We start from the raw sequence: 17,592 nt of genomic DNA on the forward strand, positions 1-17,592 counted from the left end.
TGCGTTGAGAAAGATGTATATTTTTGTTTCTCTTGGAAAAGATAGTAAAATCAGCAGATTATGAAACAGAATGATGGTTTTCTTATAGAAGCCATTTTTCTTTTTTGAGCAGGTAGAAAGACTCAACGTATTTATCTTTAAGAGAAAGAGACTACGCTAATAGCAGTAGTTGTATTTATTTGTGATTTTGCACAAATTTTTTTGTGCATTTATAATACTCATGATTTGAGGGGTGAAGCAGTTGACAGGTCAACTAGTTCAATACGGACGCCACCGCCAACGAAGAAGTTATGCCCGTATTAGTGAAGTATTAGAGTTACCAAATCTTATCGAAATTCAAACCTCTTCTTATCAGTGGTTTCTTGATGAGGGTTTGCGAGAAATGTTCCAAGACATTTCTCCGATTGAAGACTTTACGGGAAATCTATCGCTTGAATTTATCGACTACAGCTTAGGTGAACCTAAATACTCTGTAGACGAATGCAAAGAGCGTGATGTGACGTATGCAGCACCACTTCGTGTAAAAGTGCGTCTAATCAACAAGGAAACTGGTGAAGTAAAAGAACAAGATGTGTTCATGGGAGATTTCCCACTCATGACAGAGACTGGAACATTCGTAATTAACGGTGCAGAACGTGTTATCGTTTCCCAGTTAGTTCGCTCTCCAAGCGTATACTATAGTGGCAAAGTGGATAAAAACGGAAAACGTGGTTTTACTGCTACTGTAATTCCAAACCGCGGAGCTTGGTTAGAGTATGAGACAGATGCTAAGGATGTTGTATATGTGCGTATTGACCGTACGCGTAAACTTCCTGTAACTGTTTTGTTACGCGCATTAGGGTTTGGCTCTGATCAAGAAATCACCGAGCTTTTAGGTGATAACGAATACTTAAGCAACACATTAGAAAAAGACAACACAGATAGCACAGAAAAAGCATTGCTTGAAATTTATGAGCGTCTACGTCCTGGTGAACCACCAACAGTAGAAAATGCTAAGAGCTTACTTGTGTCTCGTTTCTTTGATCCAAAGCGCTACGATTTAGCAAATGTAGGTCGCTATAAGATCAACAAGAAGTTACACATTAAAAACAGATTGTTTAATCAACGTTTAGCTGAAACATTAGTGGATCCAGAAACTGGTGAAATTTTAGCGGCAGAAGGAACAATCTTAGATCGTCGTACACTTGATCGCATTTTACCTTACTTAGAGAAAAACATTGGATTCAAAACAGCGAAACCAATGGGTGGAGTGGTAGAAGGCGATGTTGAGCTGCAATCTATTAAGATTTATGCTCCTGAGTCGGAAGGCGAACGCGTAATTAATGTAATTGGTAATGCAAACATTACTCGTGATGTGAAACACATCACACCAGGTGATATCCTTGCTTCTATCAGTTACTTCTTCAACCTACTATACAAAGTAGGGGATACAGATGATATTGACCATTTAGGAAACCGTCGTCTGCGTTCTGTTGGAGAACTGTTACAAAATCAATTCCGTATCGGTCTTTCTCGTATGGAACGTGTTGTTCGTGAGAGAATGTCGATCCAAGATACAAATGCAATTACACCACAGGCACTAATTAATATTCGTCCTGTTATTGCATCTATTAAAGAGTTCTTCGGAAGTTCTCAGTTATCTCAGTTTATGGACCAAACAAACCCATTAGCAGAGTTAACTCACAAACGAAGACTATCTGCATTAGGACCTGGTGGTTTAACGCGTGAGCGCGCAGGCTTTGAAGTGCGTGACGTTCATTACTCTCACTACGGTCGTATGTGTCCGATTGAAACACCAGAGGGACCAAACATCGGTTTGATTAACTCATTATCTTCGTTCGCGAAAGTAAATGAGTTTGGTTTCATTGAAACACCATACCGTCGTGTTGACCCAGAAACTGGTCTTGTAACAGGGCATGTTGATTACTTAACAGCAGATGAAGAAGATAACTATGTTGTAGCCCAAGCGAATATGAAATTATCTGACGAAGGTGAATTCCTAAGTGAAGATATCGTAGCTCGTTTCCGTGGTGAAAACATTGTCACAAATAGAGAACGCATCGACTACATGGATGTATCTCCAAAACAAGTAGTGTCGGCAGCGACAGCTTGTATTCCGTTCTTAGAAAACGATGACTCTAACCGCGCACTTATGGGAGCGAACATGCAACGTCAGGCGGTTCCGTTAATGAATCCGGAATCTCCGATTGTAGGTACAGGTATGGAGTACGTATCAGCAAAAGACTCAGGTGCTGCAGTAATCTGTAAACATCCTGGTGTTGTTGAGCGCGTAGAAGCACGTGAAGTTTGGGTACGTCGCTATGTAGAAGTTGACGGTCAAATAGTAAAAGGCGACTTAGATCGCTACAAAATGCAAAAATTCATTCGTTCTAACCAAGGAACTTGTTACAACCAACGTCCAATCGTAAGTGTTGGAAATGAAGTTGTAAAAGGTGAAATCCTTGCGGATGGTCCTTCTATGGAATTAGGTGAACTAGCACTTGGACGTAACGTGCTTGTTGGCTTCATGACTTGGGACGGTTATAACTACGAGGATGCGATCATCATGAGTGAGCGCCTTGTAAAAGATGATGTGTACACTTCTATTCATATTGAAGAATATGAATCAGAAGCTCGTGATACGAAGCTTGGACCAGAAGAAATTACACGTGACATTCCAAACGTTGGGGAAGACGCATTACGTAACCTTGACGAGCGCGGTATCATTCGCGTTGGTGCTGAAGTAAAAGATGGAGATTTACTTGTTGGTAAAGTAACACCTAAAGGTGTAACAGAATTAACAGCTGAAGAACGTCTATTACATGCTATCTTTGGAGAAAAAGCGCGTGAAGTACGTGATACATCACTACGTGTACCACACGGTGGTGGCGGTATTATCTTAGACGTAAAAGTATTCAACCGTGAAGATGGCGATGAATTGCCACCAGGCGTGAATCAACTTGTACGTGCATATATCGTTCAAAAACGTAAAATTTCTGAAGGTGACAAGATGGCCGGACGTCACGGTAACAAAGGTGTTATTTCTCGTATTTTACCAGAAGAAGATATGCCTTACCTACCAGACGGTACGCCAATCGATATCATGTTAAACCCATTAGGGGTACCATCTCGTATGAATATCGGTCAGGTATTAGAGCTTCATCTTGGTATGGCAGCAAGATACCTTGGCATTCACATTGCAACACCAGTATTCGATGGTGCTCGTGAGGAAGATGTTTGGGGCACAATTGAAGAAGCTGGTATGGCAAATGACGCGAAAACAATCCTGTATGACGGACGTACTGGTGAACCATTCGATAACCGCGTATCTGTTGGTGTCATGTATATGATCAAACTTGCGCACATGGTTGACGATAAACTTCATGCTCGTTCTACTGGACCATACTCACTTGTAACGCAGCAACCTCTTGGAGGTAAAGCTCAGTTCGGTGGACAGCGTTTCGGTGAGATGGAGGTTTGGGCACTTGAAGCTTACGGTGCTGCTTATACTCTTCAAGAAATCTTAACAGTGAAGTCTGATGATGTTGTTGGACGTGTTAAGACTTATGAAGCAATTGTTAAAGGCGAAAATGTTCCAGAACCAGGCGTTCCTGAATCATTCAAAGTATTGATTAAAGAGCTGCAAAGTTTAGGTATGGACGTTAAAATGATGTCTAGCGACGATACAGAAATTGAAATGCGTGATACAGAAGATGACGATGATCATCAATCAGCAGATAAATTGAATGTCGAAGTTGAGACAACTAAGGAATAATTGGGATAACCTGTAGACTAAAAGGGAGGTAGGCCCCTTGATAGATGTAAATAACTTTGAATATATGAAGATTGGACTTGCTTCACCTGACAAGATTCGTTCTTGGTCATACGGTGAAGTTAAGAAACCAGAAACTATTAACTATCGTACGTTAAAGCCTGAAAAAGATGGCTTATTCTGTGAGCGTATTTTCGGACCACAAAAGGACTGGGAATGTCATTGCGGAAAATACAAACGTGTACGTTATAAAGGTGTAGTTTGTGATCGATGTGGCGTTGAAGTAACGCGTGCAAAAGTACGTCGTGAACGTATGGGTCATATCGAATTAGCTGCTCCTGTATCTCATATTTGGTATTTCAAAGGTATCCCGAGCCGCATGGGACTTGTCTTAGACATGTCCCCTCGCGCGCTTGAAGAAGTAATTTATTTCGCTTCTTATGTTGTAACAGAAAGTGGAGATACACCACTTGATAAGAAGCAATTACTTTCTGAAAAAGAATACCGTGCATATCGTGATCGATATGGTAGCACATTCCAAGCTGCTATGGGTGCAGAAGCAATTAAAAAGCTACTACAAGACATCGATTTAGATAAAGAAGTAGACTTCTTAAAAGAAGAATTAAAAACAGCACAAGGACAACGCCGTACTCGTGCTATTAAACGTCTAGAAGTATTAGAAGCATTCCGTAACTCTGGAAATGAACCGTCTTGGATGATCTTAGATGTTCTACCAGTAATCCCACCAGAACTACGCCCAATGGTACAGTTAGACGGTGGACGTTTTGCTACTTCTGACTTAAACGACTTATACCGTCGTGTAATTAACCGTAACAACCGTTTAAAACGTCTATTGGACTTAGGTGCACCAAGCATCATTGTTCAAAACGAAAAACGTATGTTACAAGAAGCTGTAGACGCATTAATCGATAATGGTCGTCGTGGCCGTCCAGTTACTGGGCCAGGTAACCGTCCATTAAAATCACTATCTCACATGCTTAAAGGTAAACAAGGACGTTTCCGTCAAAACTTATTAGGTAAACGTGTTGACTACTCTGGTCGTTCTGTAATCGTTGTAGGACCGAACTTAAAGATGTATCAATGTGGATTGCCAAAAGAAATGGCGCTTGAACTGTTCAAACCTTTCGTAATGAAAGAGTTAGTTGAAAAAGGATTAGCACATAACATTAAGAGTGCGAAACGTAAAATCGAGCGTGTACAACCTGAAGTTTGGGACGTTTTAGAGTCTGTGATTAAAGAACATCCAGTACTTCTAAACCGCGCACCAACACTTCACCGTCTTGGTATCCAGGCGTTTGAACCTACATTAGTAGAAGGTCGCGCAATCCGTCTTCACCCACTTGTATGTACTGCATACAACGCGGACTTTGACGGTGACCAAATGGCCGTTCACGTACCTTTATCATCAGAAGCTCAAGCTGAAGCTCGTCTTCTTATGTTAGCGGCACAAAACATCTTGAACCCGAAAGACGGTAAACCAGTTGTTACTCCATCTCAGGATATGGTATTAGGTAACTATTACTTAACACTTGAGCGTGAAGGTGCAATCGGTGAAGGTATGGTCTTCAAAGATGCAAACGAAGCATTGCTTGCATATCAAAATGGATATGTTCATCTTCATACACGTGTTGCAGTAGCTGCAAGTGCAGTAAACAACGCAACATTTACTGAAGAGCAAAAGAGTATGCTTCTATTAACAACAGTTGGTAAATTAATATTTAACGAAATCTTACCAGAGTCGTTCCCTTATATTAATGAACCAACAAATTCAAACCTTGAAAAAGAAACACCAGCGAAATATTTCGTTGAAAAAGGTGCGAACATTAAAGAAATTATTGCTAGTCGCGAAGAAGTGGCGCCATTTAGTAAGAAGATCCTTGGTAACATCATTGCGGAAGTGTTCAAACGTTTCCAAATTACAGAAACGTCTCGCATGCTTGACCGTATGAAAAACTTAGGATTCAAGTACTCTACAAAAGCTGGTATTACAGTTGGGGTATCTGACATTCTTGTATTAGGCGAAAAAGATGAAATTCTCCACGAAGCACAAGCAAAAGTAGATAATGTAATTAAACAATTCCGTCGCGGTTTAATCACGGAAGAAGAACGTTACGATCGCGTTATCTCTATTTGGAGTAATGCAAAAGATGTTATCCAAGGAAAACTGATGAAATCCTTGAATAAACGCAACCCAATCTTCATGATGAGTGACTCAGGTGCCCGTGGTAACGCATCTAACTTTACTCAGCTTGCTGGTATGCGTGGTCTTATGGCCAATCCATCTGGTCGTATCATCGAACTTCCAATCAAATCGAGTTTCCGTGAAGGTTTAACAGTACTTGAGTACTTCATCTCTACGCATGGTGCGCGTAAAGGTCTTGCCGATACAGCACTTAAAACTGCCGATTCTGGTTACTTAACACGTCGTCTTGTTGACGTTGCACAAGATGTAATCGTTCGTGAAGATGATTGTGGAACAGATCGCGGTTTATTAATTGGTGCGATTAAAGAGGGTAATGAAGTTATCGAGTCATTATATGATCGTCTTGTTGGACGTTTTGCAAGAAAAACTGTAAAACATCCTGAAACAGGTGAAGTATTAGTTGCTGAAAATCAATTAATTACTGAAGATATCGCTCATATCGTTGAAAATTCGGGTGTTGAAACTGTAAACATTCGTTCAGCGTTTACGTGTAACACTCGCCACGGTGTATGTAAGAAGTGTTACGGTCGTAACTTAGCAACTGGAACAGACGTAGAAGTAGGAGAAGCGGTAGGTATTATCGCAGCTCAATCTATCGGTGAGCCAGGTACACAGTTAACGATGCGTACATTCCATACAGGTGGGGTTGCCGGAGATGATATTACTCAAGGTTTACCTCGTATCCAAGAGATCTTCGAAGCTCGTAATCCGAAAGGTCAGGCAGTTATCAGTGAAATCGACGGTGTTATCGCAGCGATCAACGACGTTAAAGATCGCCAAGAAGTAGTTGTACAGGGTGAAGTTGAAGCTCGTACGTATGCTATTCCTTACGGTGCTCGTCTGAAAGTAACTCCAGGACAGCCAATTAGCCACGGTAAAGAGTTAACAGAAGGTTCTATTGATCCGAAAGAATTACTAAAAGTAACGGACATTACGGCGGTTCAAGAATACTTATTACGTGAAGTTCAAAAAGTATACCGTATGCAAGGGGTAGAAATTGGTGACAAACACGTAGAGGTAATGGTACGTCAAATGTTACGTAAAGTTCGTGTAAGTGATGCAGGTGAAACAGATGTATTACCAGGAACATTACTAGATATCCATCAGTTTACTGATGCGAATGCTAAGGTCTTACTGCAAGGTAAGCAACCAGCAACAGCTAGACCTGTTCTACTTGGTATTACAAAAGCTTCACTTGAAACAGATTCATTCTTATCTGCAGCATCGTTCCAAGAAACAACTCGTGTCTTAACTGATGCAGCAATTAAGGGTAAACGCGATGAACTTCTAGGATTAAAAGAAAATGTTATTATCGGTAAACTTGTTCCTGCTGGAACAGGTATGAATCGTTATCGCAAAGTGGATCTTGTAAAAACAACACAAGATGACATGAACGTAGAAAACGATGAGGTTTATGTGGAACAGTAAAATTTTCCGTCATAAATTTTGTATAAAAACAATTAATCTTAGTTGACATTGTATGAGTCAAAATGTTACTATAATCAAGGTTGCTCCTGAACGATGCTTTGGAGGATATTTATATGTCTTATCAAAAAGTATCAACTGCTGAAAATGTAGTCGTTGGTCATAAACGCACATTGGAAGCAATCAAAAATGGTACAGTTAAAGAAGTTGTCATCGCAGAGGATGCTGACATGCGGTTAACCCATGCTATCATTCGTATTGCAATGCAATATAACGTGCCCATAACAAAAGTTGAATCAGTTCGTAAGCTTGGTAAAGCTTCGGGGATTCAAGTGGGAGCTTCAGCAATAGGAATAATAAGTTAAAACTGTTTTTGTGAGGAGAGAGCATTTGCTCTTCCTTGCAAAAACTTTGTTTTCAACTAATAATGAACCACCTGGATATGTGGTCATACAAACATGCGAAGGGAGGATAATCAAATGCCTACTATTAACCAATTAGTGAGAAATGGTCGTACTGATAAAGTATGGAAATCTAAATCACCTGCGTTAAACAAAGGTTTTAACTCTTTAAAGAAAAAATCAACTGATATCTCTGCACCTCAAAAACGTGGTGTATGTACTCGTGTTGGTACAATGACTCCAAAGAAACCTAACTCAGCGTTACGTAAATACGCTCGTGTACGTTTAACAAACGGTATCGAGGTTACAGCTTACATCCCAGGTATCGGTCATAACCTACAAGAGCATAGCGTAGTATTAATTCGCGGTGGTCGTGTAAAGGATTTACCGGGGGTACGTTACCACATCGTTCGTGGTGCGCTTGACACAGCTGGTGTTGACAAACGTATGCAAGGACGTTCTAAATATGGTACTAAGAGACCAAAACCTGCTAAAAAATAATAACTTTAAAATGAAAGGAGGAACTCAATATGCCTCGTAAAGGACCTGTTGCGAAACGTGACGTGTTACCAGATCCAATGTACAATTCGAAGCTAGTAACACGCCTTATCAACAAAATGATGGTTGACGGTAAAAAAGGTAAATCTCAAACAATTCTTTATAATGCGTTCGATATCGTAAACGAACGTACTGGTAAAGAGCCAATGGAAGTATTCGAGCAAGCTCTTAAGAACATCATGCCTGTTCTTGAAGTACGCGCTCGTCGTGTTGGTGGTGCTAACTACCAAGTTCCAGTTGAGGTTCGTCCAGAACGCCGTACAACTTTAGGTCTTCGTTGGTTAGTAAACTACGCTCGTCTTCGTGGTGAAAAAACTATGGAAGAGCGTCTTGCTAACGAAATCTTAGATGCAGCTAACAACGCTGGTGCATCTGTTAAGAAACGTGAAGACACTCATAAAATGGCAGAAGCTAACAAAGCATTTGCTCATTACCGTTGGTAGGATTCAACGTAAAATAAATGTAAGCATAAACCGCTTTATTTGTCGCTTATGGAAGTGTGGAGAGGGAGAATGCCTCTCCCTTTCATCGGGCGCTCGTTTTACATAATGAGAGTACTGGACATACTGACATGTGTAACAATATAAAGTGGCTTTTTTGCTACTTAAAATAAAAAAATCCAATCCATATATGGAAGGAGCAAGACACCAAATGGCAAGAGAGTTCTCTTTAGAAAACACTCGTAATATTGGTATCATGGCTCACATCGATGCTGGTAAAACAACAGCAACTGAGCGTATTCTGTACTACACAGGACGTATTCATAAAATCGGTGAAACTCACGAAGGTGCATCTCAGATGGACTGGATGGAGCAAGAGCAAGAGCGTGGTATCACAATTACTTCTGCTGCAACTACAGCACAATGGAAAGGTCATCGTGTAAACATCATTGATACTCCAGGACACGTAGATTTCACAGTAGAAGTAGAACGTTCTTTACGCGTACTTGATGGCGCTGTAGCAGTACTTGATGCGCAATCTGGTGTAGAACCACAAACAGAAACTGTTTGGCGTCAGGCTACTACTTACGGCGTACCTCGTATCGTATTCGTTAACAAAATGGATAAGATCGGTGCAGATTTCTTATACTCTGTAGGAACAATCCACGATCGTTTACAAGCAAACGCACATCCAATTCAGTTACCAATCGGTGCTGAAGATGAGTTCAATGGTATCATTGACCTTGTTGAAGAGTGTGCTTACATGTACGGTAACGATTTAGGAACAGACATTCAACGTGTTGAAATTCCTGAAGAGCACAAAGAATTAGCTGAAGAATACCGTGGAAAACTTATTGAAGCGGTAGCTGAGCTTGATGAAGAAATGATGATGAAGTACCTAGAAGGTGAAGAAATCACTGTAGAAGAGCTTAAAGCTGGTATCCGTAAGGCTACAACTTCTGTAGAATTCTTCCCAGTAATCTGTGGTTCTGCATTCAAAAACAAAGGTGTTCAAATTCTGTTAGACGCAGTTATCGACTACCTTCCATCTCCACTAGATGTACCTGCTATCAAAGGTACTCTACCGGATACAGATGAAGAAGTAGAACGTAAGTCTAGCGATGAAGAACCATTCGCAGCTTTAGCATTCAAAATCATGACTGACCCTTATGTTGGTAAGTTAACGTTCTTCCGTGTGTACTCTGGTGTGTTAAACTCTGGATCATACGTGAAAAACTCAACTAAAGGTAAGCGTGAGCGTGTAGGTCGTATCCTACAAATGCACGCTAACAGCCGTGAAGAGATTTCAACAGTTTACGCTGGTGATATCGCTGCTGCTGTAGGTTTAAAAGATACTACTACTGGTGATACTCTTTGTGACGAGAAGAGCCTTGTTATCCTTGAGTCTATGGAATTCCCAGAGCCAGTTATCTCTGTAGCTATCGAACCAAAATCTAAAGCTGACCAAGATAAAATGGGTACAGCATTATCTAAGCTTTCTGAAGAAGATCCAACATTCCGTGCTCACACTGACCAAGAAACTGGCCAAACTATCATCGCTGGTATGGGTGAACTTCACCTTGATATCATCGTTGACCGTATGCGCCGTGAATTCAAAGTGGAAGCAAACGTTGGTGCTCCTCAGGTAGCATACCGTGAGACTTTCCGCGCTGCTGCGAAAGTTGAAGGTAAGTTCGCTCGTCAATCTGGTGGTCGTGGACAATTCGGTCACGTTTGGATTGAGTTTGAACCTAACGAAGAAGGTAAAGGATTCGAATTCGAAAACAAGATCGTCGGTGGTGTAGTTCCTCGTGAATACATCCCAGCTGTTGGAGCAGGTCTTGAAGATGCACTTAAAAATGGTGTACTAGCTGGTTATCCACTAGTTGACATTAAAGCTGCATTAGTTGACGGATCTTACCATGATGTCGATTCATCTGAGATGGCGTTCAAAATCGCTGCATCTATGGCACTTAAAGCTGCGGTTTCTAAATGTAGCCCAGTAATTCTTGAGCCAATGATGAAAGTTGAAGTTGTAATTCCTGAAGAGTACATGGGTGACATTATGGGTGACGTAACATCTCGTCGTGGACGTGTAGAAGGTATGGAAGCTCGCGGTAACGCACAAGTTGTTCGCGCTATGGTTCCACTTTCTGAAATGTTCGGTTATGCAACGTCATTACGTTCTAACACTCAAGGACGCGGAACATTCTCTATGGTGTTTGACCACTATGAAGAAGTACCAAAGTCTGTTTCTGAAGAAATTATCAAAAAAAATAAAGGTGAATAATTGATTTTTATCGATTGTTCAAGTATAACTACTTATGTAAGCTTAGAAAGTGGGACGTAAGTTTCACTTTCTAGTCTAAATATAAAATAACCTATATAAACTAAGGAGGAATTTAGAATGGCTAAAGCTAAATTCGAACGTTCTAAACCCCATGTTAACATCGGTACAATCGGCCACGTTGACCATGGTAAAACTACATTAACTGCTGCGATCACTACAGTTCTTGCAAAAGCTGGTGGTGCTGAAGCACGCGGATACGATCAAATCGATGCTGCTCCAGAAGAAAGAGAGCGCGGTATCACAATCTCAACTGCACACGTTGAGTACGAAACTGAAACTCGTCACTATGCACACGTTGACTGCCCAGGTCACGCTGACTATGTTAAAAACATGATCACTGGTGCTGCTCAAATGGACGGCGGTATCTTAGTAGTATCTGCTGCTGATGGCCCAATGCCTCAAACACGTGAGCACATCCTTCTTTCTCGTCAAGTAGGTGTTCCTTACATCGTTGTATTCTTAAACAAATGCGACATGGTAGATGACGAAGAATTATTAGAATTAGTAGAAATGGAAGTTCGCGACCTATTATCTGAATACGGATTCCCAGGCGACGACATTCCTGTAATCAAAGGTTCTGCTCTTAAAGCTCTTCAAGGAGAAGCTGATTGGGAAGCAAAAATCATTGAATTAATGGCTGAAGTTGATGCTTACATCCCAACTCCAGAACGTGAAACTGACAAACCATTCTTAATGCCTGTAGAGGACGTATTCTCTATCACAGGTCGTGGTACAGTTGCTACTGGTCGTGTTGAGCGCGGTATCGTTAAAGTTGGTGACGTAGTAGAAATCATCGGTCTTGCTGAAGAAAATGCTTCTACAACTGTAACTGGTGTAGAGATGTTCCGTAAACTTCTTGACCAAGCTCAAGCTGGAGACAACATCGGTGCTTTACTTCGTGGGGTTGCTCGTGAAGACATCCAACGTGGACAAGTACTTGCAAAAAGCGGTTCTGTAAAAGCTCACGCTAAATTCAAAGCTGAAGTTTTCGTATTATCTAAAGAAGAAGGTGGACGTCACACTCCATTCTTCGCTAACTACCGTCCTCAGTTCTACTTCCGTACAACTGACGTAACTGGTATCATCCAATTACCAGAAGGTACTGAAATGGTAATGCCTGGTGACAACATTGAAATGACTATCGAACTTATCGCTCCAATCGCTATCGAAGAGGGAACTAAATTCTCTATTCGTGAAGGTGGACGTACAGTAGGTTACGGTGTAGTTGCTACTATCGTTGAGTAATCTTAACTGATATAAAAAAACCTAAGGGATTTTCCCTTAGGTTTTTTGTTTGCGTTTATATAAGGAAGAAGAGGGTGTTTTTTGTTTTGACGAGTTTCTTCTATAGTATTATAAAAACGACAAAAGATAATCCAGAAACTGTAAAATGAATTCTGTTAGATGAAAACTTGAAATTCTTTAAAGTGCCATGTATAATAGCAAAAGTAGAGAAAAGCAGATGCAAACAAAAAGATGCTTGCATCTAGACGAATAACATTGTATAATAGACAATGTTGGTCTTTGACTGCGATGAAGTGGAAGGTTGCTGACACACCCGGCCGCTTTGCCATGGCATGGTGTGGGGAAATTTCCATGGAGAAGGTCTATTTTAGAAATAGGCGAACGAAGGAGGGAAAATAATGGCAAAAGAAAAAATTCGTATCCGTTTAAAAGCTTACGATCACCGTATTCTTGATCAGTCAGCTGAGAAAATTGTAGAAACAGCTAAGCGTTCTGGGGCAACAGTTTCTGGTCCGATCCCATTACCAACTGAAAAAACTGTTTACACAATTCTTCGTGCTGTTCATAAGTACAAAGATTCTCGTGAGCAATTCGAAATGCGCACGCACAAACGTCTAATCGACATCGTGAGTCCTACTCCACAAACAGTAGATTCATTAATGCGTTTAGACTTACCATCTGGTGTAGATATCGAAATCAAACTATAATTTATATAACTTAAAAATGTAGGAGGTGTAACTCATGACCAAAGGAATCTTAGGAAGAAAGATCGGTATGACTCAAGTATTTGCTGAGAACGGTGAGTTAATCCCAGTAACAGTTATCGCTGCTAATCCAAACGTTGTTCTTCAAAAGAAAACAACTGAAACTGATGGCTACAATGCAATCCAGTTAGGATTTGAAGATAAACGTGAAAAGTTAACTAACAAACCTGAACAAGGCCACACTGCTAAAGCATCTACAACTCCTAAGCGCTTCATTCGCGAAATCCGCGATGCAGACGTGGACGGATTAGAGGTTGGTCAAGAGGTAAAAGTTGACGTATTCGCTACAGGTGAAATCGTTGATGTAACAGGAATTTCTAAAGGTAAAGGTTTCCAAGGTGTTATCAAACGCCACGGACAATCTCGCGGACCTATGTCTCATGGTTCTCGCTATCACCGTCGTCCAGGTTCAATGGGCCCAGTTGCTCCGAACCGTGTATTCAAAGGCAAAAAACTTGCTGGACGTATGGGTGGAGACCAAGTTACTATCCAAAACTTAGAAATCGTTCAAGTTGACACTGAGCGCAACTTATTACTAGTAAAAGGTAACGTTCCAGGTGCTAAGAAATCTCTTGTAGTTGTTCAAGGCGCTGTGAAGGTTAGCAAATAATTCACAATAGGAAGGAGGAATTCCAATGCCAAAAGTTACTGTATATAACCAAACTGGTTCACAGGTTGGTGAAATCGAATTAGCTGAAGCTATTTTCGGTATCGAACCAAATGAAGCTGTACTTTTCGAAGCTGTAATGATGCAACGTGCATCTTTACGTCAAGGTACACACAAAGTAAAAACTCGCTCTGAAGTTCGCGGTGGTGGTCGTAAACCATGGCGTCAAAAAGGAACTGGACGTGCTCGTCAAGGGTCTATCCGCTCTCCTCAATGGCGTGGTGGTGGTACGGTATTCGGACCTACACCAAGAAGCTATGCGTACAAACTTCCTAAGAAAGTTCGTCGTTTAGCAATCAAATCTGCATTAGCTACTAAAGTAGTTGAGAACAACATTGTAGTTCTTGAAGACCTAGTGTTAAATGCACCAAAAACAAAAGACATGCTAGCAGTACTTAAAGGATTAACTGTTGAGAAGAAAGCTCTTATCGTAACTGCTGATGCAAACGAATCTGTAGAGTTATCTGCTCGCAATATCCCTGGAGTAACAGTAATCACTGCTGATGGCGTAAACGTTTTAGACGTGCTTCATCATGATAAGCTAATCATGACAAAAGCGGCAGTGGAAAAAGTAGAGGAGGTGCTTGCATAATGAGAGATCCTCGTGATATCATTAAGCGCCCAGTTATCACTGAACGTTCTATGGAAATGATGGCTGAAAAAAAATACACGTTCGATGTGGACGTTAAATCTAATAAAACAGAAGTTAAAGATGCTCTTGAAGCGATCTTTGGTGTTAAAGTAGAAAAAGTGAACATCATGAACTACAAGCCGAAAGCAAAACGCGTTGGTCGTCACGCTGGTTTTACTAGCCGTCGTCGTAAAGCAATCGTTAAGCTAACTGCTGACAGCAAAGAAATCGAAATCTTCCAAGGCGTTTAATTCTTACTAAAGAAGGAGGGAAATTGAGATGGGAATCAAAAAGTATAATCCAACTACTAACGGTCGTCGTAATATGACTACGAATGATTTCGCTGAAATCACGACTGATAGACCCGAAAAGTCATTACTTGCTCCTTTAAGCAAGAAGGCTGGTCGTAATAACCAAGGTAAAATCACTGTACGTCATCAAGGTGGCGGACATAAGCGTCAATACCGTATCATCGACTTTAAGCGTAACAAAGATGGAATTCCAGGACGCGTTGCTACGATCGAATACGATCCAAACCGCTCTGCGAATATCGCATTAATTAACTACGTTGACGGTGAAAAACGTTACATTCTTGCTCCTAAATCTTTAGAAGTAGGTATGGAAGTTATGTCTGGCCCAGAAGCTGACATTAAAATCGGTAACGCATTACCATTAATCAACATTCCAGTAGGTACTGTTGTTCATAACATCGAGCTTAAGCCTGGTCGTGGCGGACAATTAGTTCGTTCTGCTGGTACATCTGCTCAAGTACTTGGTAAAGAAGGTAAATACGTACTTGTACGTTTAACTTCTGGTGAAGTACGTCTTGTATTATCTGCTTGTCGCGCTTCAATCGGTCAAGTAGGTAACGAACAACACGAACTTATCAAAATCGGTAAAGCAGGTCGCTCTCGCTGGTTAGGTAAACGCCCAACAGTTCGTGGTTCTGTAATGAACCCTGTTGATCACCCACACGGTGGTGGTGAAGGACGTTCTCCAATCGGACGTAAGTCTCCAATGTCTCCATGGGGTAAACCAACTCTTGGATTCAAGACTCGTAAGAAAAACAAAGCGTCTGACAAATTTATCGTTCGTCGTCGTAAAAAATAATGGGATTGTAGTACGGTTCATTTCTAGAACCGTACGTCAATCACGAAGGGAGGCACCAAAATGGCTCGTAGCTTAAAAAAAGGACCATTTGTCGATGATCACTTAATGAGCAAAATGGAAAAATTAGTTGCATCTGAGCAAAAACAAGTTGTTAAAACTTGGTCTCGCCGTTCAACAATCTTCCCTCAGTTCATCGGACACACAATCGCTGTATATGATGGTCGTAAACACGTACCTGTGTACATCACTGAGGATATGGTTGGCCATAAGTTAGGTGAATTCGCACCAACTCGTACGTACAAAGGTCACCTTGCTGACGATAAGAAAACTAGAAGATAATGAGAGGAGGCACTTCAATGCAAGCTAAAGCAGTAGCGAGAACAGTTCGTATTGCTCCTCGTAAAGTTCGTTTAGTAGTAGACTTAATCCGAGGTAAGCAAGTGGGTGAAGCGATTGCTATCCTTAACCACACACCAAAAACTGCTTCTCCAGTTGTAGAAAAAGTTTTAAAATCTGCAATCGCAAATGCAGAGCACAATTATGAGATGGACATTAACAACCTAGTTGTAGAAAAAGTTTTCGTTGACGAAGGTCCAACGTTAAAACGTTTCCGTCCACGTGCAATGGGTCGTGCAAGCCAAATTAACAAACGCACAAGCCACATCACAGTTGTGGTATCAGAAAAGAAGGAGGGATAATCGATGGGTCAAAAGGTTAATCCAATTGGTCTTCGTGTCGGCGTTATCCGTGACTGGGAATCTCGTTGGTTCGCTGAGAAAGATTACGCTACATTATTACATGAAGACATCAAAATCCGTGAGTACATTAATGTACGCTTAAAAGATTCTGCTGTTGCTAAAGTAGAAATCGAACGTGCAGCAAATCGTGTAAATGTTACAATTCACACTGCAAAACCTGGTATGGTAATTGGTAAAGGTGGTACTGAAGTTGAAGCACTTCGTAAAGCTCTTAACCAATTAACAGGCAAGCGTGTACACATCAACATTTTAGAAGTTAAGAGAGCTGATCTTAACGCTAAATTAGTAGGCGAAAACATCGCTCGTCAATTAGAAAACCGTGTATCATTCCGTCGTGCACAAAAGCAAGTTATTCAACGTGCTATGCGTGCAGGTGCTAAAGGTATTAAAACACAGGTTTCTGGTCGTCTTGGCGGAGCTGATATCGCTCGTGCAGAATCTTACAGTGAAGGAACTGTTCCACTTCATACACTTCGCGCTGATATTGACTATGCAGCAGTTGAAGCTGATACAACATACGGTAAATTAGGCGTAAAAGTATGGATCTACCGTGGAGAAGTCCTTCCTACAAAAAAGAAAGCTTCTGAGGAAGGAGGAAAATAATATGTTAATGCCAAAACGCGTAAAATATCGTAGAGAGCATCGTGGTAAAATGCGTGGTCGTGCTAAAGGTGGAACTGAAATTGCTTTCGGTGAATTCGGTTTACAAGCACAAGCTGCTTCATGGATTACAAACCGTCAAATCGAAGCTGCTCGTCGTGCAATGACTCGTTACATGAAACGTGGCGGTAAAGTATGGATTAAAATTTTCCCTTCTAAACCTTACACTGCAAAACCTCTAGAAGTACGTATGGGTTCCGGTAAAGGGGCACCAGAAGGCTGGGTAGCAGTAGTAAAACCTGGGAAAATTATGTTCGAAATCGCGGGTGTATCTGAAGAGGTAGCACGCGAAGCATTACGTCTTGCAGCTCACAAGTTACCTGTGAAATGTAAATTCGTAAAACGTGAAGAAAATGGTGGTGAATCTAATGAAAACTAATGATATTCGTGAATTAACCACTGCCGAAATCGAAACAAAAGTTAAAGCTTTAAAGGAAGAGTTGTTTAATCTTCGCTTCCAACTTGCTACAGGACAATTAGAGAATCCAACTCGCATTCGTGAAGTGCGTAAAGCAATTGCTCGTATGAAAACTGTAGTTCGTGAAAGAGAGATCGGAATTAATCGATAAATTGAGGGGAGGTTTGCA

At 41.0% G+C, this 17,592-nt stretch carries 17 protein-coding genes; all 17 read left to right on the plus strand.

What is annotated here, in order from left to right:
* The first annotated feature begins 241 nt into the window (after positions 1-241).
* The 17 genes from rpoB to rpmC all read left to right on the plus strand — a co-directional run bounded on the left by rpoB (position 242) and on the right by rpmC (position 17,574).
* Positions 242-3,775, plus strand: coding sequence for a DNA-directed RNA polymerase subunit beta (gene rpoB, locus ACUL40_RS20305; protein ID WP_000147552.1), 3,534 nt, complete (start codon positions 242-244; stop codon positions 3,773-3,775).
* Positions 3,776-3,812: 37 nt separating this feature from the next.
* Entirely contained in the window at positions 3,813-7,424 is a 3,612-nt protein-coding gene (gene rpoC, locus ACUL40_RS20310) for a DNA-directed RNA polymerase subunit beta' (RefSeq protein WP_000567939.1), read from the plus strand.
* A 113-nt stretch (positions 7,425-7,537) separates the two neighbouring features.
* The gene (locus tag ACUL40_RS20315; protein ID WP_000121836.1) at positions 7,538-7,786 is read left to right on the plus strand and encodes a 50S ribosomal protein L7ae-like protein; all 249 of its coding nucleotides are present in this window, start codon (positions 7,538-7,540) and stop codon (positions 7,784-7,786) included.
* A 114-nt stretch (positions 7,787-7,900) separates the two neighbouring features.
* On the plus strand, positions 7,901-8,323 hold the full coding sequence (gene rpsL / locus ACUL40_RS20320) for a 30S ribosomal protein S12 (RefSeq protein WP_001142341.1): 423 nt from the start codon (positions 7,901-7,903) through the stop codon (positions 8,321-8,323).
* 29 nt (positions 8,324-8,352) lie between these two features.
* Entirely contained in the window at positions 8,353-8,823 is a 471-nt protein-coding gene (rpsG, locus tag ACUL40_RS20325; RefSeq protein ID WP_001137491.1) for a 30S ribosomal protein S7, read from the plus strand.
* A 208-nt stretch (positions 8,824-9,031) separates the two neighbouring features.
* Complete coding sequence (gene fusA / locus ACUL40_RS20330; protein WP_000090370.1) at positions 9,032-11,110, plus strand: elongation factor G; 2,079 nt, start codon at positions 9,032-9,034, stop codon at positions 11,108-11,110.
* A gap of 117 nt (positions 11,111-11,227) precedes the next feature.
* Positions 11,228-12,415 carry an elongation factor Tu gene (tuf, locus tag ACUL40_RS20335; RefSeq protein WP_001029614.1) on the plus strand — a complete coding sequence of 396 codons (1,188 nt, stop codon included), beginning with the start codon at positions 11,228-11,230 and terminating at the stop codon, positions 12,413-12,415.
* A 398-nt stretch (positions 12,416-12,813) separates the two neighbouring features.
* Entirely contained in the window at positions 12,814-13,122 is a 309-nt protein-coding gene (rpsJ, locus tag ACUL40_RS20340; RefSeq protein ID WP_001040596.1) for a 30S ribosomal protein S10, read from the plus strand.
* A 34-nt stretch (positions 13,123-13,156) separates the two neighbouring features.
* Positions 13,157-13,789 (plus strand): 50S ribosomal protein L3, encoded by a 633-nt coding sequence (rplC, locus tag ACUL40_RS20345; RefSeq protein ID WP_000160207.1) that lies wholly within the window; start codon positions 13,157-13,159, stop codon positions 13,787-13,789.
* 25 nt (positions 13,790-13,814) lie between these two features.
* On the plus strand, positions 13,815-14,438 hold the full coding sequence (gene rplD, locus ACUL40_RS20350; protein WP_001127258.1) for a 50S ribosomal protein L4: 624 nt from the start codon (positions 13,815-13,817) through the stop codon (positions 14,436-14,438).
* Positions 14,438-14,728 (plus strand): 50S ribosomal protein L23, encoded by a 291-nt coding sequence (gene rplW / locus ACUL40_RS20355; protein WP_001205558.1) that lies wholly within the window; start codon positions 14,438-14,440, stop codon positions 14,726-14,728. Before rplD ends, rplW begins: the two co-directional genes overlap by 1 nt.
* A 28-nt stretch (positions 14,729-14,756) precedes the next feature.
* On the plus strand, positions 14,757-15,587 hold the full coding sequence (rplB, locus tag ACUL40_RS20360) for a 50S ribosomal protein L2 (RefSeq protein ID WP_000511583.1): 831 nt from the start codon (positions 14,757-14,759) through the stop codon (positions 15,585-15,587).
* A gap of 60 nt (positions 15,588-15,647) precedes the next feature.
* Positions 15,648-15,926 carry a 30S ribosomal protein S19 gene (gene rpsS, locus ACUL40_RS20365; protein WP_000124454.1) on the plus strand — a complete coding sequence of 93 codons (279 nt, stop codon included), beginning with the start codon at positions 15,648-15,650 and terminating at the stop codon, positions 15,924-15,926.
* Between the two features lie 17 nt (positions 15,927-15,943).
* Positions 15,944-16,285 carry a 50S ribosomal protein L22 gene (gene rplV / locus ACUL40_RS20370; protein WP_001148024.1) on the plus strand — a complete coding sequence of 114 codons (342 nt, stop codon included), beginning with the start codon at positions 15,944-15,946 and terminating at the stop codon, positions 16,283-16,285.
* Positions 16,286-16,288: 3 nt separating this feature from the next.
* Positions 16,289-16,948 (plus strand): 30S ribosomal protein S3, encoded by a 660-nt coding sequence (rpsC, locus tag ACUL40_RS20375; protein ID WP_000529956.1) that lies wholly within the window; start codon positions 16,289-16,291, stop codon positions 16,946-16,948.
* Between the two features lies 1 nt (position 16,949).
* Entirely contained in the window at positions 16,950-17,384 is a 435-nt protein-coding gene (gene rplP, locus ACUL40_RS20380) for a 50S ribosomal protein L16 (protein WP_000928969.1), read from the plus strand.
* Positions 17,374-17,574 carry a 50S ribosomal protein L29 gene (gene rpmC / locus ACUL40_RS20385; RefSeq protein ID WP_000855718.1) on the plus strand — a complete coding sequence of 67 codons (201 nt, stop codon included), beginning with the start codon at positions 17,374-17,376 and terminating at the stop codon, positions 17,572-17,574. The genes rplP and rpmC overlap by 11 nt, the downstream gene beginning before the upstream one ends.
* Positions 17,575-17,592: the final 18 nt, after the last annotated feature.

This window comes from Bacillus sp. KNSH39 (assembly GCF_052656585.1).